This window comes from Amycolatopsis sp. (assembly GCF_035276945.1).
Taxonomy (GTDB): Bacteria; Actinomycetota; Actinomycetes; order Mycobacteriales; family Pseudonocardiaceae; genus Amycolatopsis_E.
In genome coordinates this window covers 93,577-113,968 of record NZ_DATELF010000177.1, presented here as the reverse complement: position 1 = coordinate 113,968, position 20,392 = coordinate 93,577, and the positions used below count along the sequence as shown (strand labels likewise).

Below are 20,392 nucleotides of genomic sequence, written 5' to 3'. Positions count from 1 at the left end.
ACATCGGTTCAGTACCTCTGGATTCTCTCGACAGGTCGCACACGGACGGCCACCCCGTTCAGGACGGCGTTGCCCGTGGGAACGTCGACCTCTGCCGGCGCGTTCGTGGTCAGCAGGTTGTAGATCGAGCCGCCGGCGGCCACCGCCCGGCGCCAGCCGCCGCGGTGACCCCATCCGTGCGGCAAACCGACCGAGCCGCGCATCACCTCGTCCGTCACCCGAGCCGGCGCGGTGATCCGTCCGTGCCGGGAGGCGATCTCGACCTCGTCGCCGTCGTCGATGCCGAGTTCCTGGGCATCATCGGGGTGGATGAGCAGTCGCTGCACGCGGTCACCGGCCATCAACTTGGGTACGTTCTGCAACCACGAGTTGTGCGAGCGTAGCTCGCGCACGCTGAACAAGCGCAGTGGATACTCGGGGTCGTCGCGTTCCGGACCGGCGATCAGCCGCCGCATCTCCGACGCGATCACCGGATGGTCGAGGTGGACCCGGTGATCCTTGTGGTGCACCGCCTTGTGCCGTACGCCGGTGGGAAGGCCGTCGGCAAGCTTGACCCCGCCGGTGTTCGCCATGAGTTTCCTGCGGCTGAGTCCGCCCCGTCGCAGGCCGAACAGATCACCCTCGGGACCAAGCCGCAGCATGAGGTCGAAGACGAGCGGCGGCTTGAACCGGATCCCCAACCGGCCCAGCAACTGGGCGCCGGGAGCCGGTGACGGCACAATTCCGATGCGCTTGCATATTTCGTCGAGAATCCACCAGTCGTCGCGCACGTCGCCCGGCGCCGGGACGGTCGCGGGAACCCACTGGGCATAGGGCACCGCGGCCCATGCCTGCGTGTAAATCGGGAGTCCATCTCGCTCGAGCCACAGCGTCGGGGGTAGCACGTAGTGTGCGTGGCGGCTGGTGTCGTTGATATAGGGATCGATCGAGACGAGGAGATCGAGCTCCTGGATCGCGCTCTCGATCTCGCCGGACGCGGGGCTTGCGAGCACCGGATTGCCGGACACGACGAGCAGTGCCCGGAGCTGCCCCTTGCCGGGGGTGCGGATCTCTCGTGGCAGGCTGATCAGGGGCGAGGTGCCGAGGAGCTCGGGGATGCCGTCCACCCGCGTGCGCCAACGGTCATACCCGTTGACCTTGAGTAGCGCCGTGATCTTCTCGAGAGGCAACCAGGGTCGCCCGAAGCACCACCCGCCCGGCCGGTCCAGGTTGCCGGTGGCGATGTTCAACACGTCGATCAGGTATTTGGTCAGCGTGGCGAACGGACCCAGCGAGGCGCCGCACCGCCCATACACGACCGCGGAGGGTGCCGCCGCGAAGTCGCGGGCCAGGTCGATGATGCGCTCAATCGCGATACCGGTTTCGCGCGCCGCCCGCTCGAGATCGACCCCGCTCACGAGCGCCGTCAGCGTCTCGTGTCCGCGGGTCATCTCCACCAGTGCCGCGCGGTCATACCGGCCTTCGTCAAGAATCACCTTCAGCATCGCCGCGAGCAACCACACGTCCCCACTCGGGTAAATCGGCACGTGCTCGAACAGCTCGGCGGTCTCCGTGCGGCGCGGGTCGACCACGACCACACGCCCGTCTCGCTGGGTGATCTCGAGCATCGTTTCGCGCACCCGGCCGACGTTCATCATGCTCCCGTGCGACACCACCGGGTTCGCGCCCAGGCACAGGAAGAAGTCGGTGCGCGCGAGATCCGGCACCGGGTTGGACATGTTGTGGCCGTACAGGAGCTCGCCAACCGCGAAGTAATTGTTGACGTCCGTCGAGCTGGAGCTGAAGAAGTGCTTCGTGCCAAGCGCGGCAGCCATCCCGAAGGCCGTCAGAAATGCCGCGTAGTTCCAAACGAGGGGGTTTCCCCCGTATACGCCGAACGATTCCCGGCCGTGCCCGTCGATCACGCCCCGCAAGCGCGAACCGATGTCGTCCAGCGCTTCCTGCCATGAGACCGGCGTGAACGAGCCGTCCGGCTGGCGGCGCAACGGGTGCAGGATCCGGTCGGGGTCCCTGCGCACGTCCGGGAAAGAAATTCCCTTCGAACACGCGAAACCGCGCGAGTTCGGGTGATCGGGGTCCGGGCGCAGCTTGACCACCTCGTCCCCCGCCACGGTGGCCACCAATCCACACGACGCCTCGCAGATTCCGCAGAACAACCTCTTCTCGACCGGCTCGATCGCGGCCGACGGCTGGTCCATTACCACGTGCCACCTCCACACGCCTGCTCCACGGCGAGAGATCACGGACGATCTCGACCGCGATGGGCCCCAACGCCGGCACCTGGTTCCTGCGGCTTACCGCCTGGCGGTCCTATTATCATCACCGTACTTCGTGTTATCGGCATGCGTCAATATGACGTCGGCGCGGGTCGAGCCGCGCCGAGTGCCGCTGAAAAAGTCGCCCGCGCCCGCCGTGTCTTTTATGGATAATCCGTGCGTTATCTGGATTGCCGGATCGCGGAAGCGGCCCGTACGGTGTTTTCGTGGGGACAAAAATCCAGTTGTCACCACGGCGTGACGGACCTGGGTTACGCGGAGGAGGACCTGGCTGGTGCAGACAAACCCGAAGATCACCCAGACGGAAGTTGATCGACGTGTTTTCGCTGATGAAGAGATCTACCGGTTGGAAATGCGGCGCCTGTTCCGCGACGGCTGGACCTTCGTCGGACTGGAGGCCGAGGTCCCCGAGCCGGGCGACTTCCGGCGCTCGTGGATGGGTGACCTGCCGGTGATCATGACCAGGTCGCGGGCCGGTTCGGTGAACGTGCTGGAAAACGTCTGCAGCCACCGTGGCTCCTTGGTCGCGTTGGATCGGCGGGGAAATTGCTCGACCTTCACGTGTCCCTATCACCAGTGGGTCTTCGCAGACGACGGCCGGCAGCTCGGCGTTCCGATGCGTAAGAAATACACGGACGCGCGGCACAAGGACCGGGGAGGGTTGCGGGCAGCGCGGGTCGAGACGTTCGCCGGCCTGGTGTGGGCGACCTTCGCGGACGACGTGGAACCGCTCGCCGAGTATCTCGCCGATGCCGGGCCGCACATCGACGAAATCTTGCGCGGCGGCGATGTGACCGTGCTCGGCTACCACCGGTTTCAGGTCCGCGCCAACTGGAAGCTCTTCTGGGAGAACACCGAGGACGCCTACCACGCGTCACTACTGCACAATTTCTCCCAGGCGTTGAAAATTTACCAGGTCGGCGAGAACATCGCTTTCGAAAACGGGCACGGGGCAATCAGGTGGGAAATGGTTTCGCTCTCCGACGACGCGATGCGAGATCACCTGGCCAACGCCAAATTTCAGCTCCGGGACTTCACCCTTTTTCAGAGCCACGATCGACCCGCGGGCAGTTGGAACCGGGTCGTCGGACTTTTCCCGAACGCGTTGGTCCTGGAAGAATGGGACATGCTCAACGTTCGGCACATCGTGCCGAAAGGCACGGACTGCGTCGAGTTGCATACCGTAGCTCTCGGCCTCGACGGTGAGTCCCCGGAGAAACGCGCGAAGCGAGCCCACGACTATGGCAACTTCTTCGGTCCCGCCGGCTTCGCCGGCCGCGATGACGTCGTCGCCATCGGAGCGGTGCAGGCGACTGAGGGCGTTTCCAGTGTGCGCACCAGCTTCATGGCGCTGGGTGACCTCAGCGAACGCAGCGGCGACCTGGACGGTGAGTACACCGTCCGAGCCTTCTACGACGAGTACCGCACTCGGATGGGGTGGTGATCGTGGTCGGAACAGCGAACAGCCGGGCGACCCGGACCGAGGGTCCTACCGGGGTAGCACAGCTGCGTGAACAGGTACTGCATCTGCTCTATCGGGCGTGTACGGCACTGGACGAGCGGCGTTATCGCGACTGGATCGAGTTGTTCGCTCCCGACGGCCGTTACGTCGCGACCTCGGCGGAGAATTTCGAAAACGGCTGGCCACTCGCGGTCATCGACGACAACCGGTCGAGCATGCTCGACCGCGCCGAGATGATCGAGAAGTACTGGACGGTCGAACCGGCCCGCACCCGGCGGATGGTCGGGAACGTCGATATCGCGGTGGTGAGCCCGGAGCGGCTCAACGTGCGCTCGGCGTTCGTGGTGTACCTGACCAACCCGGAAGGCCGGGTGGAAATCCAGGCGACCGGCTCCTACCGCGACGAGCTCGTCCATCTCGACGATTGGCGTTTCCAGCGCCGCACGGCCGTGCACGACAACGATCTGCTGACCCACACGGTCACCTACCCGTTGTGAGGTTGGTGCCGTGAACTCCGCCCGAAACACCGGGACGGCGGGCCGCGTTCTCCCCGATGAATTCGCCCGGTGTCTCCGCGAAAAGGTCTCGCGATGATCCCCCAAGGCTCTTCGCCCGGAGACCGGCGCGTAATCATCGCCGCACCCGGCGAGCTGGTGTCCGGCGAGCGAAATGTCCTGATCCGACGCCACGACGAGGTCGTCCTCGACACGTTGCTCAGGCTCGGCTGGACGGCGCCGTACGTCTGCCGACGAGGTGGCTGCGGGGTCTGTCTGATCCGGTTGCATCGGGGCGAGGTCCGGCACGGGCCGCACACAGAGCGGGCACTTTCCCGGCGTGCCGAGACCGAGGAGCGGCTGGGGCTCGCGTGTCGCGCGATACCGGTGACCTCCGTGGTCGAGATCGGCTTCTGCCGCGGGGATGCCGAGCGACAGACACCTGTTTCCGATTTCACCAGAAGTAAGGCAAGGGAGTAGTCACGATGACTGTATTGCGATTGGGTTACGTGCACCTGGCCGTGACCGAATTGGCAAGCGCGCACGACCATTACACCGATGTGGTCGGTCTGGCCAAGAGCGCGGAGACACCGGACCAGCTGTATCTGAAGGGCTGGGACGAATGGGACCATCACTCGCTGGTGCTCGAGCGCGGCGACGGCGGACTGCTCGCGATGGGCTGGAAGGTCCGGGACGACGACACGTTGGCCAAGGTGGAGAAGGCGGCTCAGCAATTCGGGGCCACGGTGCAACGCCTGTCCGACGGTGAGCGCACCGCGGTCGGGGATGGTTTCCGGTGTGTACTGCCGAGCGGCCACGTCGCCGAGTTCTACTCCGAGATCGAGACGGTCGGGACCGCGGTCGGCAATCTCAACCCCGACCCGTGGCCGCGCACAGGCTTGCGCGGTGTCGGCGCTCCCAGGCTGGCGCACCTCGCGCTGGCCGCCGACGACGTCGCCGGCCTGGAGCGGTTCATGGTCGAAGTGTGCGGATTCCATGTCACCGAGCGAGTCGTGGCCGACCCCGACAATCCTGATCCGATCGTCTCGTTCATGAGCTGCGGTGAGCAGGCACATGACATCGCGGTCCAGAAGGGGGAGAACGGCCGGCTGCATCACATCGCGTATCAGGTGGAGAGCTGGAACGACGTGCTGCATGCCGCGGACGTGCTGTCCATGAACGACGTGCCGATCGACATCGGTCCCACCCGTCACGGCATGACGCGCGGCGAAACCGTCTACTTCTTCGACCCCACCGGAAACCGGAACGAAGTGTTCGCCGGTGGCTACCGATCGGCGCCGGACATGCCCTGCATCACGTGGACGGTCGACCAGCTGGGCCGGGCGATTTTCTACCACGACCGCAAGATTTCCCAGAATTTCCTGACGGCGATGACCTGAGCGCCGCAACAGACCTACGAAAGCGACGAATTGATGACCCCTACAGCCGACAGTTCCGTTGTCGCCGACCAAGCCGGCAGCACTTCACCGAAGCTGATCGAATCGACCGTCGAGCACGACGGCTATCGCACCCACTACCTTCGGGCTGGGTCCGGCCCGGTGATCGTGCTGCTGCACGGCTCGGGTCCCGGCGTGTCCGGACGTGCGAACTGGGCACTCACCATGACGTCGGACCTCGCTCGCCAGTTCACGCTGATCGCGCCGGACATCGTGGGCTACGGCGCGACCGGACAGCAGCCCGAAGTGGGGCTGAGTCACGACAACCGGGTGGAGCACATCGCGTCGTTCCTGCGTGCGCTCGATCTCGCGCCGGTGCGTCTCGTCGGCAATTCGATGGGTGGCGGTATCTCCCTCGGGATCGCCGCCCGGTACCCCGGACTCGTGGCGCGAATGGTGTTGATGGGTTCGGCGGGAGTGTCGTTCCCGTTGACCCGCGAGGTCGACCAGCTCTACGGCTACACGCCGACCGAAGCGAACATGCGCGCGATCTTCGAGTTGATGGCGTTCGACAGCTCGCGCGTCACGCCTGAACTGGTACGAGCGCGCTACGAGGCGACAACGGCGCCCGAGGTTGCCGACCGGTGGGCGAGAATGTTCCCGCCGCCGCGGCAACGGCATATCGACGAGGCCGCACTGCCGTACACGACCCTGGAAAAGATCTCGACGCCGACCTTGCTGATTCATGGCGCGCAGGACCGAGTGGTCCCGGTCCGGGCAACTTCGTTGCAACTGGTGGAAGTCATGCCGAATGCCGACCTGGTCGTGCTCGGCCGGTGCGGGCACTGGGCGCAGGTTGAGCGTGGCGAGAAGTTCCGCGGGGAAGTCGCACGGTTCTTCTCCGAGGCGGAGTGACCACATGATGGATGTGGTGGGACGTGAGGCCGTCTTGGCGGCCGTCGTCGTACCCCATGAGCGCGGCGTCGAACGACCGCGACGAACGGGCAGCTCGGTATGACCGCACCGCTCCAGTCGTTGCTGGTGACCAGGATCGCGGCCGAAGCGGAGGGTGTGGTGTCGGTCGAACTGCGCCACCCACAAGGGGCCGAGCTTCCGGCGTGGGAGCCGGGTGCGCACGTCGACCTGTATCTGCCGTCGGGGCTCGTCCGCCAATACTCGCTGTGTTCGGACCCCGAAGACAGGACGCGGTACCGGGTCGCGGTGCTCCGGGTGGCCGATGGCCGGGGCGGCTCGATCGAGGTGCACGACACCGGGCTCGCGGGCCGCGAACTCAAGGTCGTCGGCCCGCGTAACCATTTCCCGCTCGGCACTGCGGAGAACTACCTGCTGATCGCCGGCGGGATCGGCGTGACCCCGCTACTTGCGATGGCCCGGCAGCTGACCAAGCGGCGGCGGCGATGGTCGATGATCTACGGCGGCCGGACTCGGGCGAGCATGGCGTTCACCGCCGAACTGGCCGAGCTCGGTGGTCCGGTCGACATCGTCCCGGAGGACGAGCATGGACTGCCCGATCTGGCAGCGGCAATCCGCGGTTGCCCACGGGGCACGGCGGTTTATTGCTGTGGTCCCGAACCGATGCTGCAGGCGGCGCAGTCGTTGTGCACCGAGCACCTCCCGGCTGGTGCCCTGCATATCGAGCGGTTCGGCGCAGCGGCCGCCGACAGCGTCGGGCCGGCCGGCGGGGATCAAGAGATCGAGGTCGAGCTGGCTCGTTCGGGCCATGTGCTGACGGTGACGGCGAACCGCTCGGTGCTGGACGCCGTTCTGGATGTCCTGCCCGGCACACCGTACTCCTGCCGGGAGGGCTACTGCGGCACTTGCGAGGTGACCGTGCTGGACGGCGCGCCCGAACATCGCGACGACGTGCTGACCGACGGCGAGCGAGCAAGTGGCGAGACCATGATGATCTGTGTGAGCCGCGCGAAGTCGGTTCGGCTGGTGCTGGATCTGTGACGAACTTCGCCGAGGAGGTGGCTGCCGCGCTGGACCAGTCACCCGGAGACTCCCTCACACGCACGGGAAAGTGCTGGACAACGACAAGCGTCGTGCTCGGTTCCGCAGTGCCGTACTGAATCGTCAGACCTTCGTATCGGTTTTTCAAAGGGATCGGCCTGATCCAGATCTGTCTGCACCCCAATGTCGACTTCGCACGGCTTCGGCCGCCCGGGCCAGCTGTTCACCGAGCACATCGTCACTTCAAGCACGTCATGGGCGTGTGGATCGGGCCGACCGAGGGCGAGCCGGAAGGCCTACCAGCTGACCGTGCTGACCGAGGTGAAAGGCCGGGGAGTGGAGGGCATCCTCATTGTGTGCCGCGACGGGGCTCCAAGGCCTGCCCGAGGCGATCCGCACCGTGTGGCCCAAAGCGGAAGTTGTCCGGCCTGCTCGATTTGACGGCGGACCTCAATAAGACCAACATTGATTAGTCAAATAGCGTGCCGCTGGGAGGTGGCTGTGAGCGCTGGGGCGGAGCAGGCGAAACGGCCGGTCAGCCCCGCGCTCGCGGGGCCGTACGGGCATCCGTTCCACCCGATCCTGGTCACGGTCCCCATCGGTGCGTGGGTGTGCAGCCTCGTGTTCGACATCGCCTCACGGATCGTCGGCGCGCCCGCCGCCCTGGCCCAGGGCTCGCTGTGGCTGATCGCGATCGGCGTCGTGGGTGCGCTCGCCGCCGCGACGATCGGTTTCCTGGACCTGATCGCGATCCCGGCCGGCACGGTCGCGTTCCGTACCGGCCTGGTCCACATGGGACTCAACCTGGCGGTCACCGCCGCCTACGCCGGCAACTTCTTCTGGCGCCGGGCCGGCTACGGCGGCCCCGCCCCGGTCGGGCTGGGCCCGCTGGTGCTTTCGGCGGTTTCGATCGCCGTGCTGGGCGTGTCGGGATTCCTGGGCGGCAAGCTCGCCTACCGCTACGGCGTGCGGGTGGCCGGCGAGGCCGTGCAGGCCGAGGGTTTCCGGTCCTGACCCCCTTGCCGAGGAGGACATCATGGGTATCGCCGCACTCATCGCCTGGGTGCTGACCGCACTCGGCGGCTTCGTCATGCTGGGCATTTGGGTCGCCCGGGGCGGGACCCGGCGGCCGCGCCGCAGCGCCTTCCCGCCCGGCCTGATCTTCGGGCACTTCGGCCTGGCCGCCGCCGGCTTGGTGTTGTGGATCGTCTACCTGGTCACCGACAGCGCCGTGCTGGGCTGGGTGGCGCTGATCCTGCTGGTGCCGGTCGCGGTCCTGGGATTCACCATGCTCGTCAGGTGGATCCCGGCCTACCAAGCCGGCCGCACGCCGGTGACTGCGGGGGCGAAGAGGACGGCACGCACGGGCGGGACGGGCCTGCCCGAGCGTGCCTTCCCGGTGCCGGTCGTCGGCGCGCACGGCCTGCTCGCCGTCGCCACCGTCGTGCTGGTGTTGCTGGCGGACCTCGGCATCGGAGGCAGCTGAGGAACCAGACGGACCAGCCCGCCGATCCACCGGGCTGGGGTGGGCCTTACCGTGGAGGGGTGATCTGCTCGACGCGGCCGGCCGCCCTGCGGTGGGTGTTGCTGGTCGCGCTCGCCTTCGCGGTGATCGGGATGCACAACCTGGTCGCCATCAGCCCCATGCACGACGCGATGGCGCCGGAGCCGGTAACGAGCGCTTCCGCCATGGTCGCTGACGCATGCTGTGCGGACCATGCGGGGCAGCCGGGGCACGCCCCTGGTGCGGGTCACGACTGGCTACATCTGTGCCTGGCGGTGCTCGGCCAGCTCGCCGCCGCTGCGGCCCTGCTGCTGGTGCTGGTGATCGCCCTTGCCCGCGGGGCCGGCGACCGTGCATCGGCTTGGTCACGCGCGCTGGCGCGCGCCCCCGACCCGCCTCCGGGAAACGGGCGGACGATTCTGACTTCGGTGTGTGTGTTGCGGCTGTGACCGGCCTCGGCGCGCGGCTTTCGCGCGCCTGAAATCCGGTTGGAGACCACGAACACACGACATCGAAGGAAATTCATGCTGAACAGGACAATTCTGGGTACCGGCACGGCTCTCGCCGTCGCGGCGCTGGTGCTGGCCGGATGCGGTGGCGACACCGACAGCGGGCGTGACATGAGCGCGATGACCGGCAACGCCGCGCCCTCCGTTTCGCACGACGAAGCCGACGTGGCATTCGCGCAGGGCATGGTCCCGCACCACCGGCAGGCCCTGGACATGGCCGAACTGGCGTCCACGCGTGCGTCCAACGCGCAGGTGAAGGACCTGGCGAGCCGGATCGAAAAGGCGCAGGACCCGGAGATCCAGAAGATGAACGGCTGGCTGAGCCAGTGGAACGCCGCCATGCCGGGCATGTCCGGGATGCCGGGTATGCCGGTGTCCACCATGCCGGGCATGATGGGCGACGCCGACCTGGCCAAGCTGCGGCAGGCAACGGGTGCCGAGTTCGACAAGATGTTTCTGCAGATGATGATCGGCCATCACCAGGGCGCGGTCGAGATGGCCAGGACCGAACTGGCCGGCGGCACGAACAGCGACGCCAAGGCGCTGGCGCAGAGCATCGTCGAGACCCAGACCGCCGAGATCAACGAAATGCGGCAGCTGCTGACGTCCATGTGACGGAGCGACGAGGGTGAGGGGCGACCGAAACCGCCTCTCACCCTCGTTCGCGGTACGGGGTTTTCGCCATTCCCTACCCCCGTGGGGTATAAAGGCAGGGTCGACTTCGGGCTCGCCCGGGAAGGAGAAGCCGATGGCGGGATCCGGCCACCCCGTCCAGGGCATGACCTGCGGCCACCCCGGCAAGATCTTTCTGGAGGCACCGATGAGTTCCGTGGCCCGGGACACAGCGACCCAAGACACAGCGACCCAAGACGCGGCGACCCAAGACGCGGCGACCCGAGACAGAGTGCCGGACCCCTTCCGGTGGGTGGAGTTGTCGATCGGGGGCATGACCTGCGCTTCCTGTGCGGCGCGGATCGAGCGGAAGCTCAACAAGGTCGACGGGGTGTCCGCGACGGTCAACTTCGCCACGGAGAAGGCGAAGGTCACCTATCCGGCCGGCACCTCGCCCGAGGAACTGGTGAAGGTGGTCGAGGCCGCCGGATACTCCGCGGAACTGCCCGAGCCGCCGGACACGCGGGAGCGGGTGGACGAGGATCCGGTCGCCTCGTTGCGGCAGCGGTTGCTGGTTTCGGCGGGGTTGGCGGTGCCGGTGATCCTGCTGGCGATGGTGCCGGCCTTGCAGTTCGACAACTGGCAGTGGCTTTCGCTGACGCTGGCGGCGCCGGTGGTGGTGTGGGGTGCGTGGCCGTTCCACCGGGCGGCGTGGACTAATCTGCGGCACGGCGCCGCCACCATGGACACCCTGATTTCGCTGGGGACGCTGGCCGCGTTCGGGTGGTCGGTTTACGCGCTGTTCTTCGGGATGGCCGGGATGCCGGGCATGCGGCACGGCTTCGAGCTGATCGCGACCGGTGACACCGGCACGAGCGCGATCTACCTCGAGGTCGCGTCCGGGGTGACCGCGGCGATCCTGGCCGGGCGGTATTTCGAGGCCCGGTCGAAACGGCGGGCCGGAGCGGCGCTGCGGGCGTTGCTGGAGCTGGGCGCGAAGGACGTCGCGGTGCTGCGGGACGGTCGCGAGGAGCGGGTCCCGGTCGAAGCGCTGCGGGTGGGGGACGAGTTCGTGGTGCGGCCGGGGGAGAAGATCGCCACCGACGGCGTGGTGGCCGAGGGTGGCTCGGCGGTCGACGCGAGCATGCTCACCGGTGAATCCGTCCCGGTCGAGGTGCGGGCCGGGGACACCGTGGCCGGCGCGACGGTCAACGCCGGGGGCCGGCTCGTGGTGCGGGCCACCCGGGTCGGGGCGGACACCCAGCTGGCGCAGATGGCGAAGCTGGTCGAAGACGCGCAGAACGGGAAGGCCAACGTGCAGCGGCTGGCCGACCGGGTGTCTGCGGTGTTCGTGCCGATCGTGCTCGTTCTCGCGCTGGGCACGCTGGTGGCCTGGCTGGCCACCGGCCACGATGTCACGGCGGCCTTCACCGCGGCGGTCGCGGTGCTGATCATCGCCTGCCCCTGCGCCCTGGGCCTGGCCACGCCGACCGCGTTGCTGGTCGGCACCGGACGCGGCGCCCAACTGGGCATCCTGATCAAGGGGCCGGAGGTGTTGGAGTCGACCCGCGCGGTGGACACCGTGGTGCTGGACAAGACCGGCACGGTCACCACCGGCAGGATGAGCCTGATCGCCGTGCACACCGCCGGTGAGGACGAGGCGGAGGTACTGCGCTTGGCGGGCGCGCTGGAGCACGCGTCCGAACACCCGATCGCGAGGGCCGTGGTGACCGGCGCGACCGAGCGGGTGGGCGCGCTGCCCGCGGTCGAGGATTTCCGCAACGTCGAGGGGCTCGGCGTGCAGGGCATCGTCGAGGGCAAGGCGGTGCTGGTGGGGCGGGCCGCGCTGCTCGAACAGCGGAGCGTTCACCTCGGCGAAACCCTGACCGCGACCAGGAAGGACGCCGAGCGGCAGGGCCGCACCGCGGTGTTCGTCGCCTGGGACGGCCGGGCGCGAGCGGCGATCGTGGTCGGCGACACCGTCAAGCCGACCTCGGCCCAGGCTGTGCGCGAACTGTGCGAACTTGGGCTGACCCCGGTGCTGCTCACCGGCGACAACCAAGCCGCGGCGCGGGCGGTGGCCGTCGAGGTCGGGATCGAGGAGGTCATCGCCGAGGTCCTGCCCAAGGACAAAGTGGACGAAGTCCGGCGCCTGCGGAAGGAGGGCCGCGTGGTGGCGATGGTCGGCGACGGAGTCAACGACGCCGCCGCGCTGGCGCAGGCCGATCTCGGCCTGGCCATGGGGACCGGCACCGACGTCGCGATCGAGGCGAGCGATCTCACCCTGGTCCGTGGCGACCTGAGCGCGGCCGTCGACGCGATCCGGCTCTCCCGGCGCACGCTCGCCACGATCAGGGGCAACCTGTTCTGGGCTTTCGCCTACAACGTCGCCGCGCTCCCACTGGCCGCGTTCGGCCTGCTCAACCCGATGATCGCCGGTATCGCCATGGCGTTCTCGTCGGTGTTCGTGGTGTCCAACAGCCTGCGACTCCGCCGGTTCCGCAGCGTCGGTTTCGACCGAAAGCGAGCGCTACCGCGATCGTCGTAGGCACCGGCCGCCGGGGTGCGGTGATCGCGGAGCGCGGTCCCCGGTGGCCGCACGCGGTCGTGACGGGTCAGCAGTCGCGCAGCTCCGGGCTCTGGTTGAGCAGCTGTCCATGCGGGGAGACGAAGTCACGGTAGCTCGCACTGTCCACTGCGGACGGCCGGAACGCCGCGACCCGGTGACAGTTCTGGAAGGCCAGTTTCACGCCGAAATGCCGCTCCAGCCCGCCACGAATCGCGTCCGAGGCCAGGGCGCGCAGCAACTGTCCGCGTCTGGTCTCACTCGGCGGCGGGGTGGCGTTGTCCGCGAAATCTTGCGTGTCGCCGTCCAGGTCGGCCACGACCGAGCTGATCACGTTCCACGCATACGGCAGCGACTCACGCACGCACGCGACGAACTCGTCGTCGCGCACTTCGCCGTGCTCCGCGCGTTCCAGCAACTCGGTGGGAACGTCCAGGGACATGATGCGACCTCCAGCGCCAAGTGATCCGGCAGCGACGAGTAACACGCCCACTTTAGTGCAAGTGGTTATCATTATCAATAGAAATTCCGGCCGATGAAGTCACGCGCCGGTCAGCGCGGGTGGGCCGGGGATGAACTCAGGGTCGATCTGGGCGGCGAGGTCCTGGCCGGTGCGGTTGTCGCCCCAGGACCGGGCGTTGCGGAGGTGGAACTCGACCGCCTGGCGATGGAAGCGGTCCCAGTCGCGCGGTGTCGAGTCCACAGTAGACAGAATGGTGGCGAGCGCGGCGACATTGTCCGGTTCCAGCGCGGTGATCGGGCGAGTCCGGCCGCGCTCGGCCGCGCGCACGTGGCCCGAGCCGGTCAGCCAGCATGACAGGTCTTCGCCGATCTGCTCCCGCAGGAATTCGACGTCCTCGTCGTCGGTGACCTTGTTTCCGACGACGGCGAGTCGTACGCCGAAGTCGCGTGAGTAGTCGGCGTATTGGCGGTAGACGCCGACGCTGCGCAGTGTCGGCTCGCACACGAGGAAGGTGACGTCGAAGCGAGTGAACAGTCCGGAGGCGAACGCGTCGGCGCCCGCGGTCATGTCCAGCACGACGTATTCGCCGGCGTCGTCGACGAGATGGTTCAGCAGCAACTCGGCCGCGCCGACCTTCGAGTGGTAGCAGGCGACGCCGAGATCCTCCTCGTCGAACCGGCCCGTGACACCGAGCCGGACGCCGCCGATCTCGCGGAAGCAGGCGTCGCTGATCGGGTTGTCCTCGAAGGGGCGCACCAGCCGGGATCCCCGGCCGGGCGGGGTCGTCTTGATCATCGCGTCGGCATCGGTGATGCGTGGGTTGTCGCCGCGCAGGTAGTCCTTGATCAGCCTCAGGTGCTCGCCGAGCGTGGGCAGGGTGGTCGCTTCCTTCTCGCCCGCGCCCAGCCCGACCGCCAGGTGCTGGTTGATGTCGGCGTCGATGGCCAGCACGGGATGTCCCGTGTGGACCAGGTAGGTGGTGAACAGCGAGGTCAGCGTCGTCTTCCCGCTTCCTCCCTTACCCACGAACGCGATCTTCACGCCTCTTGTCCCTTCTACTGAAAACGATATCGATTTTCATTTGCTGGTCGCAACATACACCGGCGCCGCCCGGCCACGAACGGGCGATCACGGGAGCCGCGGCGAAAGCCCGACTCGCCCGTCGCGAGAGCTGGACTCGCCCGTCATGGAGGCTGGACTCGCCTGTCGCGAAGGACTGACCTGTCACGCGCGCATGCCGGTGAGACGTTCCACGGCCAGAGCGTCATCCCGTCTCAGTGCCAGAGGGGCGGCTCGCCGGCGTCGTAGACGAGCACCCGGTGCTCGGGCAGCAGCCGCGCTTCCGGGCTCGGACGGTGTGGCTGAAGCGTGCCGTCGTGCATGAGGTGACGGACGTCCACCTCGCGTGCCAGGACGAGGAAGTCGGCGATCATCTTGCGGTGGCAGCGCCACCACACGGACTCGGCGCACATCACCGCGGTCCGTCCCCGGGCCGCCTCGGCGAGCAGTTCGTCGATCGCGGCGCGGAATTCGGGCGAGCGCATATGGCCGGCGTACCCGCCGAAGGACCGGTTGCGTAGCGCGATATCGGGGGAATCCGGCCGTGGCCTGCGCCAGCCGCCGAGGCGTTTCTCCCAGCGGTAGCCGATGCCCGCCTCCGGCAGCCACCGCGCCAGGGCTTCGCGGGTGGCGTCGGGATTGCGCCTGCTGCCCGGGGCCGTCCGCACGTCGACCAGGCGCCGCACCGCGGCGCCCCGCAGGAGCCGCGTCATCTGGCCGGCGTCCGCCGTGCCGTGGCCGAAGGTCAGGAGCATGTGGTGCCCGGTCTCGGGTGCGACAGCCACCGTAGCGGGAGGCCCGGCGCCGCGGGCCTCCGGGGCGCTCGGTCGGCGTTGTGCTACCGGACGTGGACGCCGGAAGTCGCGAGACGCGGAAACCGCTTTCAAGACGCTCGCGAACGCGGAACTCGGGTGCGGCGAAGGGGACTTGGGTGCGGCGAAGGGTCGGGCGTCGCGAAAGTCCGACTCGCGTGTCGTGAAGGGGGGACTCGCGTGTCGCGAAAGCTCGACTCGCGTGTCGCGCGGCTCGCAGGGCGTGGAACTACACCGCTGTCGTACTACCCGATGACGTGCCGGACGCTCGGGCGTGCGGTGACCACGACCGAGCCGCCGCAGTTCCAGCATTCGACGCTCGCGCCCGGCGGGGTCCGCCCGGCGACGTCGCAACTCGCGCACTCCCACGCGGTGAAGACGACATATCTCACGGCCTCGCCATCGTTGGTGTTGACTTCCACCACGTCCCACTGAATTCTTGATCACGTGCCGTCCAAGTCGGACCGGCCGGACACGTTGAGGGTTTGTAACGGTGCCGCATATCTTCGGTCAACTTGCGCTCGCGTGTCCAGTTGCCCTTGACAGCGGCTCCTGCCGGGGTTTCTGCTGTGGTAAGGCCGAGAACGAGCAGGTCAGAGGCTCTGGAACCAGGCGGCCGAAGATCCAAACAGTAGTCACCCGAAACATGTGAGATGGCTCATGTGTGGAGGTGTTGATGGCGACCTACGAATACAGCTGCGCGCAGTGCGGTCGGTTCGAGACGCGGCATCCCATCGGCACGGCTCCGTCCCGTGTGGACTGTCCCGAGTGTGGTGCACCGTCACGCCGGGTGTTCACCATGCCCCATCTGTCGCTGATGTCCAAGGAGTTGGGAGCCGCGCACGAGCGCGCGGAGAGCACTCGCGACGAACCCGAAGTCGTTTCGGAAGTACCTCGCACGCGGACGGTGCGACGACCACCACACCCCGCGCTTGCCCACCTCCCACGACCACGAGCGTGAGCCGGTGGGCTCAGGCCGGAGGGATCCGGCCTGCCACGCATCTGCCGCGCACGGTGTAGGCCGCCGGACGGAAGTGCCGGGTCGTCACCTCGGCGACCTGCCTGATGCGAGGAGGTAACCGGTCATGGGGGCCGTGGGTCTGCTGTACGTCGGCGCGGTACTTTTTCTCAACGGCGTGATGCTCTTGGGAAAGGTCAATCCGCAGGCCGCCGCCGTTTTCAACCTGTTCGTCGGCGCACTCCAGGTGATCACGCCGACCTATCTGATCTTCGCCTCGGGTGGGGATCCCCAGGCGATCCTGTCCGCGTCGGGAATCTATCTGTTCGGCTTCACCTACCTGTATGTCGGGATCGGACTGCTGGCCGGGCTGGACACCACCGGTGTCGGCTGGTTCTCGTTGTTCGTCGCCGTCATGGCCATCGGCTATTCCGTGGCGAACTTCCAACTGCTCGGGGACTACGGGTTCGGCGTGATCTGGTTGTACTGGTCGTTCCTCTGGTTCCTGTTCTTCCTGTTGCTCGGGCTCAAGATCGAGCGCCTGCAAACGTATACCGGCTGGGTGACCGCGATCCAGGGCTGGGTGACCGGAGCGATCCCCGCGTTCCTGCTCCTGACCGGGTACTGGCAGAACAGGCCACTGACCGCGGTGGTGCTGGCGATCTTCGGGGCCGTGGTCTTCCTGGGGCTGGTCCCGCTGACCGGTCGCCGCATCCCCAGTTTCCCTCCGTCGGCCAGGCGGCCGGCGACACCGATGTGAGGAGGCGGTTCGCGGATACGCCAAACAGGAACAGCGACGGCACTGGTGAGTGGATCACGAAGCAAGGAGGAAAGATCACATGCCGGAAACTGTCTTCACGGTAGACCAGACGAAGTCCATGTTCGACCAGGAGGTGCCGGGGCACAACCGGTGGCATCCGGACGTTCCGGTGGCCGCGATGGTCCGCCCTGGACAGGAATTCAGAGTCGAGTGCCGGGAATGGACCGACGCTCAGCTCGGCAACAACGATTCGGCCAACGACGTGCGGGATGTCGACCTGACGCGTGCCCACATGCTCAGCGGCCCCATCGGCATCGAGGGCGCCGAGCCCGGGGACCTGCTCGTCGTGGACATCCTCGACCTCGGCCCGGTTCCCCAGCAGGTCGGCGAGGCGCCGGGGCAGGGCTGGGGCTACACCGGGGTGTTCGCCAAGGTCAACGGTGGTGGCTTCCTCACCGACTACTTCCCGGACGCCTACAAGGCGATCTGGGACTTCCACGGTCAGCAGGCCACCTCGCGCCACCTGCCAGGGATCCGGTACACCGGCATCACCCACCCTGGCCTGTTCGGCGTCGCACCGTCGGCTGAGCTGCTCCAGCGTTGGAACCGCAGGGAGCAGGCGCTCATCGACCGCGAGCCCGACCGGATACCCCCGCTGGGCCTGCCACCCACGCCCGAAAACGCGCTAGGCGGAACGGCCACCGGGGACACCGCGGACAGAATCGCCGGTGAGGGTGCCCGGACCGTGCCGGCCCGCGAGAACGGAGGAAACCACGACATCAAGAACTTCACCCGCGGATCGCGGGTCTTCTACCCGGTCTACGTCAACGACGCGAAGCTCTCGGGCGGGGACCTGCACTTCAGCCAGGGTGACGGCGAGATCACCTTCTGTGGCGCCATCGAAATGGGCGGGTTCATCGATTTCCACGTCGATCTGATCAAGGGCGGCATGGAACAGTACGGCATCACCACCAATCCGGTGTTCATGCCGGGAAACGTCGAGCCACGGTATTCCGAGTTCATGTCGTTCGTGGGCGTCTCGGTGGACCGGGAGACGGACGAGAACCACTACATGGACGCGACCGTCGCCTACCGCAGGGCCTGCCTGAACGCGGTCGAATACTTCAAGAAGTGGGGTTTCAGTGGGGAGCAGGCGTACCTGCTGCTCGGTTCGGCACCCGTCGAGGGTCGCATCAGCGGCATCGTGGACATCCCGAACGCCTGCTGCACGATCTACGTGCCCACGGCGATCTTCGACTTCGACGTGCGCCCGACGGCCGAAGGACCGATGAAGGCCGATCGCGGACAGTGCGCGGTCACTTCCTGACTGGTACGTCAGCGGGGAACGGAGGTGCGCGAAGAACTCGCTGAAGCCTGAAAGACTGTGAGGAGGTCGAACGAGACGGCCTCCTCACACGCGTCAGTCAGAACTTCCGTGCCGAGCGGTCACCAGGCGGTGTCCATGAGAGCCTCCCCGCGCTCCACGGCACGCCGTTCGTTCGAGGGTGCGGCCGGCTACCGAGCGGGACCCGCATGTCGCGAACGTGTTCCAGAAGCTGGGCCGCCACCGAGCGACAGCGAGCACCAGTGGGTGCTGGCCTACCTGAACAACGCGCGGGCATGATCTCCAGGTATGCGAGCGGAACGGCTGGTTGCGTTGTTGTTCACCCTGCAAAGCCGGCGCAGTGCGACGATCGCCGAACTGGCCGAGGCGCTCGGCGTGTCGCAGCGCACGATGCATCGGGACATCGCCGCGCTGCGGTCGGCCGGTGTTCCGTTGTGGACAGAACCAGGCCGGTACGGTGGCGTGCGGCTTGTCGAGGGCTGGCGCTCCAGGCTCGACGGGCTCACATCGCGAGAAGCCGTCGCGATCTTCGCGATGGGCACTCCAAGAGCACTCGCCGAACTCGGGCTCGGCACGGCGGTGTCGGCAGCCCATGCGAAGGTCCTGGCGACCCTCCCCGCCCCGCTGCGCGAGCAGGCGCGACACATCGCGCGGCGGTTCCACCTCGACGCGCCCGGGTGGTTCCGCCGGGAGGACGACGCCGGGCAGTTGGCCGCCGTCGCCCGGGCGGTGTGGGAGCAGCGGCGAGTGCGCGTGCGCTACCGCCGTGACGATCGCACGGTCGAGCGAGTGCTGGATCCGCTCGGGCTCGTGCTCAAGGCGGCGGTCTGGTACCTGGTCGCGAGGATCGGCGACAGCGTCCGCACCTACCGCGTCGCCCGCATCGACGCCACCGAAGAACTCGGCGAGCACTTCGAGCGACCGGCCCGCTTCGACCTGGCAGGCTGGTGGCAGCAGTCATCGGCGCGGTTCGAGCGGTCACTGGGTCGTGTGCCGGTTCGCTGCCGCCTCAGCCCTACCGGGGTTCGTGCCCTGCCTTCGGTCATCGACGTCGACCTCGCGGTGTCGGCGATCGAGGAGGCCGGTCCGCCAGGGCCCGACGGCTGGACCGAAGTCGAACTGGCCTTCGAGGAGCCCGAGATCGCGGCCGGGCAACTGCTCGCGCTCGGCGTCCACGTGGAAATCGTCGAACCTTCCGCCGTGCGGGCCGCCTTCGCGGACACCGCACGGCGGATGGCCGAGCGTCACCGGTAACCGGTGGGGTCGGCGGGCTTACCCGCGTCCGCCACCTCCCTGATGTAGCGCCAGGCGTCGGGCCTGCTGCCGTCCACGTCGGTGAATCCGTAGATCTTCGCGAGCTGCCCGCTGTCCAGGGTCTGCCCCGAAAAGCGCGACCGGCCGGGGTCGGCGGCCAGCGCGGCAACCGCGCGTCCCACGAAGACCGGCGACTCCGAAACGCAGAAATGTGGCTGTTTCTCCAGGGCCTCGCGCCAGTTCTCCTCGGTGACGCCGAACTCGTCGAGCATGGCTTCCGAACGCAGCCAGCCCGGTGTCATCGCCACCGCGGTGCACTCGTGTGCCCGCAGCTCGTATGCCTCCGCGAGAGCGAGCTGGTGCGCGGCGGCCTTGGCGACGTAGAACGGCAGCGAGGTGCCCGCGCGGAACTTCCGGTTGTATTCGGCGGTCCCGTCGGTCATCTCCACTACGAGCCCGCCCGGCTCGCGGATGACCAGGGGAAGGAGGTAGTGACTGGTGATGATGTGGGCGTCGATGCCGAGCCGGATCATGCGCAGACCTGCCGCCAGCGAGTGCTCCCACACCGGCTTTCCCCATCCCATGTGGCGATCGCCACCCCAGAGGCCGTCGACCAGGATGTCGAGCCGTCCCTGCTCCCGATCGATCCGCTCGGCCAGCGCGCGCACTTGGCCGGGCTCGAGATGGTCGACCCGCATCGCGATGCCCGTGCCCGAAGCGGCCGCGATCAGCTCGACGGTGCCCTCGATGGTCTCGGGACGGTCTACTTCGGACCGTTGCTGCCCCGACGTGCGTCCGGTGACGTAGACGATCGCGCCGCTTCTGGCGAGTTCGACGGCGATCGCCCTGCTCGCACCCCGGGTTCCCCCGGCCACCAACGCAACCTTGCCGTTGAGATCTTTGCTCATGCCTGCCACGGTGGCGCGAAACCCTGTCAGATGGTGGCA

General features: G+C 67.5%; 21 protein-coding genes and 1 pseudogene. 16 read left to right on the top strand and 6 right to left on the bottom strand.

Annotation, left to right across the window (positions count from 1 at the left end):
- Nucleotides 1-8: 8 nt before the first annotated feature.
- The gene (locus VJT49_RS32835; protein WP_324168864.1) at nucleotides 9-2,198 is read right to left on the bottom strand and encodes a molybdopterin-containing oxidoreductase family protein; all 2,190 of its coding nucleotides are present in this window, start codon (nucleotides 2,196-2,198) and stop codon (nucleotides 9-11) included.
- A 352-nt stretch (nucleotides 2,199-2,550) separates the two neighbouring features.
- On the opposite strand from VJT49_RS32835, the gene VJT49_RS32830 reads away from it, so the two are divergent.
- The 12 genes and pseudogenes from VJT49_RS32830 to VJT49_RS32780 all read left to right on the top strand — a co-directional run bounded on the left by VJT49_RS32830 (nucleotide 2,551) and on the right by VJT49_RS32780 (nucleotide 12,776).
- Entirely contained in the window at nucleotides 2,551-3,720 is a 1,170-nt protein-coding gene (locus VJT49_RS32830) for an aromatic ring-hydroxylating dioxygenase subunit alpha (protein ID WP_324168863.1), read from the top strand.
- 2 nt (nucleotides 3,721-3,722) lie between these two features.
- Nucleotides 3,723-4,235, top strand: a complete 513-nt coding sequence (locus VJT49_RS32825) for an aromatic-ring-hydroxylating dioxygenase subunit beta (RefSeq protein WP_324168862.1) — start codon at nucleotides 3,723-3,725, stop codon at nucleotides 4,233-4,235.
- 93 nt (nucleotides 4,236-4,328) lie between these two features.
- Nucleotides 4,329-4,712: a 2Fe-2S iron-sulfur cluster-binding protein gene (locus VJT49_RS32820; protein WP_324168861.1), complete on the top strand. Its 384-nt coding sequence runs from the start codon at nucleotides 4,329-4,331 to the stop codon at nucleotides 4,710-4,712.
- 5 nt (nucleotides 4,713-4,717) lie between these two features.
- Entirely contained in the window at nucleotides 4,718-5,632 is a 915-nt protein-coding gene (locus tag VJT49_RS32815) for a catechol 2,3-dioxygenase (RefSeq protein ID WP_324168860.1), read from the top strand.
- Nucleotides 5,633-5,665: 33 nt separating this feature from the next.
- On the top strand, nucleotides 5,666-6,544 hold the full coding sequence (locus VJT49_RS32810) for an alpha/beta hydrolase (protein ID WP_324168859.1): 879 nt from the start codon (nucleotides 5,666-5,668) through the stop codon (nucleotides 6,542-6,544).
- Between the two features lie 99 nt (nucleotides 6,545-6,643).
- A complete protein-coding gene (locus VJT49_RS32805) occupies nucleotides 6,644-7,603 on the top strand; it encodes a PDR/VanB family oxidoreductase (RefSeq protein ID WP_324168858.1) in 960 nt (319 codons plus the stop codon).
- A 242-nt stretch (nucleotides 7,604-7,845) separates the two neighbouring features.
- Nucleotides 7,846-8,024: pseudogene (locus tag VJT49_RS35635) on the top strand (transposase); the annotation flags it as partial.
- Nucleotides 8,025-8,104: 80 nt separating this feature from the next.
- Nucleotides 8,105-8,617 carry a DUF2231 domain-containing protein gene (locus VJT49_RS32800; protein ID WP_324168857.1) on the top strand — a complete coding sequence of 171 codons (513 nt, stop codon included), beginning with the start codon at nucleotides 8,105-8,107 and terminating at the stop codon, nucleotides 8,615-8,617.
- Between the two features lie 22 nt (nucleotides 8,618-8,639).
- Nucleotides 8,640-9,089: a hypothetical protein gene (locus VJT49_RS32795; RefSeq protein WP_324168856.1), complete on the top strand. Its 450-nt coding sequence runs from the start codon at nucleotides 8,640-8,642 to the stop codon at nucleotides 9,087-9,089.
- A gap of 59 nt (nucleotides 9,090-9,148) precedes the next feature.
- A complete protein-coding gene (locus VJT49_RS32790; protein ID WP_324168855.1) occupies nucleotides 9,149-9,556 on the top strand; it encodes a hypothetical protein in 408 nt (135 codons plus the stop codon).
- A gap of 75 nt (nucleotides 9,557-9,631) precedes the next feature.
- A complete protein-coding gene (locus VJT49_RS32785; RefSeq protein WP_324168854.1) occupies nucleotides 9,632-10,231 on the top strand; it encodes a DUF305 domain-containing protein in 600 nt (199 codons plus the stop codon).
- Between the two features lie 331 nt (nucleotides 10,232-10,562).
- Complete coding sequence (locus VJT49_RS32780) at nucleotides 10,563-12,776, top strand: heavy metal translocating P-type ATPase (protein WP_324168897.1); 2,214 nt, start codon at nucleotides 10,563-10,565, stop codon at nucleotides 12,774-12,776.
- Nucleotides 12,777-12,843: 67 nt separating this feature from the next.
- Here VJT49_RS32780 and VJT49_RS32775 read toward each other — a convergent pair whose 3' ends face one another.
- From VJT49_RS32775 to VJT49_RS32760, 4 genes are all read right to left on the bottom strand, one after another.
- The gene (locus VJT49_RS32775) at nucleotides 12,844-13,236 is read right to left on the bottom strand and encodes an SCO5389 family protein (RefSeq protein ID WP_324168853.1); all 393 of its coding nucleotides are present in this window, start codon (nucleotides 13,234-13,236) and stop codon (nucleotides 12,844-12,846) included.
- A gap of 99 nt (nucleotides 13,237-13,335) precedes the next feature.
- A complete protein-coding gene (locus VJT49_RS32770) occupies nucleotides 13,336-14,298 on the bottom strand; it encodes an ATP-binding protein (protein ID WP_324168852.1) in 963 nt (320 codons plus the stop codon).
- 233 nt (nucleotides 14,299-14,531) lie between these two features.
- Nucleotides 14,532-15,101 (bottom strand): DUF488 domain-containing protein, encoded by a 570-nt coding sequence (locus VJT49_RS32765; RefSeq protein WP_324168851.1) that lies wholly within the window; start codon nucleotides 15,099-15,101, stop codon nucleotides 14,532-14,534.
- Nucleotides 15,102-15,373: 272 nt separating this feature from the next.
- A complete protein-coding gene (locus tag VJT49_RS32760) occupies nucleotides 15,374-15,553 on the bottom strand; it encodes a hypothetical protein (protein WP_324168850.1) in 180 nt (59 codons plus the stop codon).
- 251 nt (nucleotides 15,554-15,804) lie between these two features.
- Between VJT49_RS32760 and VJT49_RS32755 the strand changes: the two genes are divergently transcribed.
- From VJT49_RS32755 to VJT49_RS32740, 4 genes are all read left to right on the top strand, one after another.
- Entirely contained in the window at nucleotides 15,805-16,089 is a 285-nt protein-coding gene (locus VJT49_RS32755) for a zinc ribbon domain-containing protein (RefSeq protein ID WP_324168849.1), read from the top strand.
- Nucleotides 16,090-16,213: 124 nt separating this feature from the next.
- The gene (locus VJT49_RS32750) at nucleotides 16,214-16,846 is read left to right on the top strand and encodes an AmiS/UreI family transporter (protein ID WP_324168848.1); all 633 of its coding nucleotides are present in this window, start codon (nucleotides 16,214-16,216) and stop codon (nucleotides 16,844-16,846) included.
- A 79-nt stretch (nucleotides 16,847-16,925) separates the two neighbouring features.
- Nucleotides 16,926-18,173, top strand: coding sequence for a formamidase (gene fmdA / locus VJT49_RS32745; RefSeq protein WP_324168847.1), 1,248 nt, complete (start codon nucleotides 16,926-16,928; stop codon nucleotides 18,171-18,173).
- A 306-nt stretch (nucleotides 18,174-18,479) separates the two neighbouring features.
- Nucleotides 18,480-19,445, top strand: a complete 966-nt coding sequence (locus VJT49_RS32740) for a helix-turn-helix transcriptional regulator (protein WP_324168846.1) — start codon at nucleotides 18,480-18,482, stop codon at nucleotides 19,443-19,445.
- Here VJT49_RS32740 and VJT49_RS32735 read toward each other — a convergent pair.
- Nucleotides 19,436-20,353 carry an SDR family oxidoreductase gene (locus VJT49_RS32735; protein WP_324168845.1) on the bottom strand — a complete coding sequence of 306 codons (918 nt, stop codon included), beginning with the start codon at nucleotides 20,351-20,353 and terminating at the stop codon, nucleotides 19,436-19,438. The two genes, VJT49_RS32740 and VJT49_RS32735, sit on opposite strands and share 10 nt — an antisense overlap.
- Nucleotides 20,354-20,392: the final 39 nt, after the last annotated feature.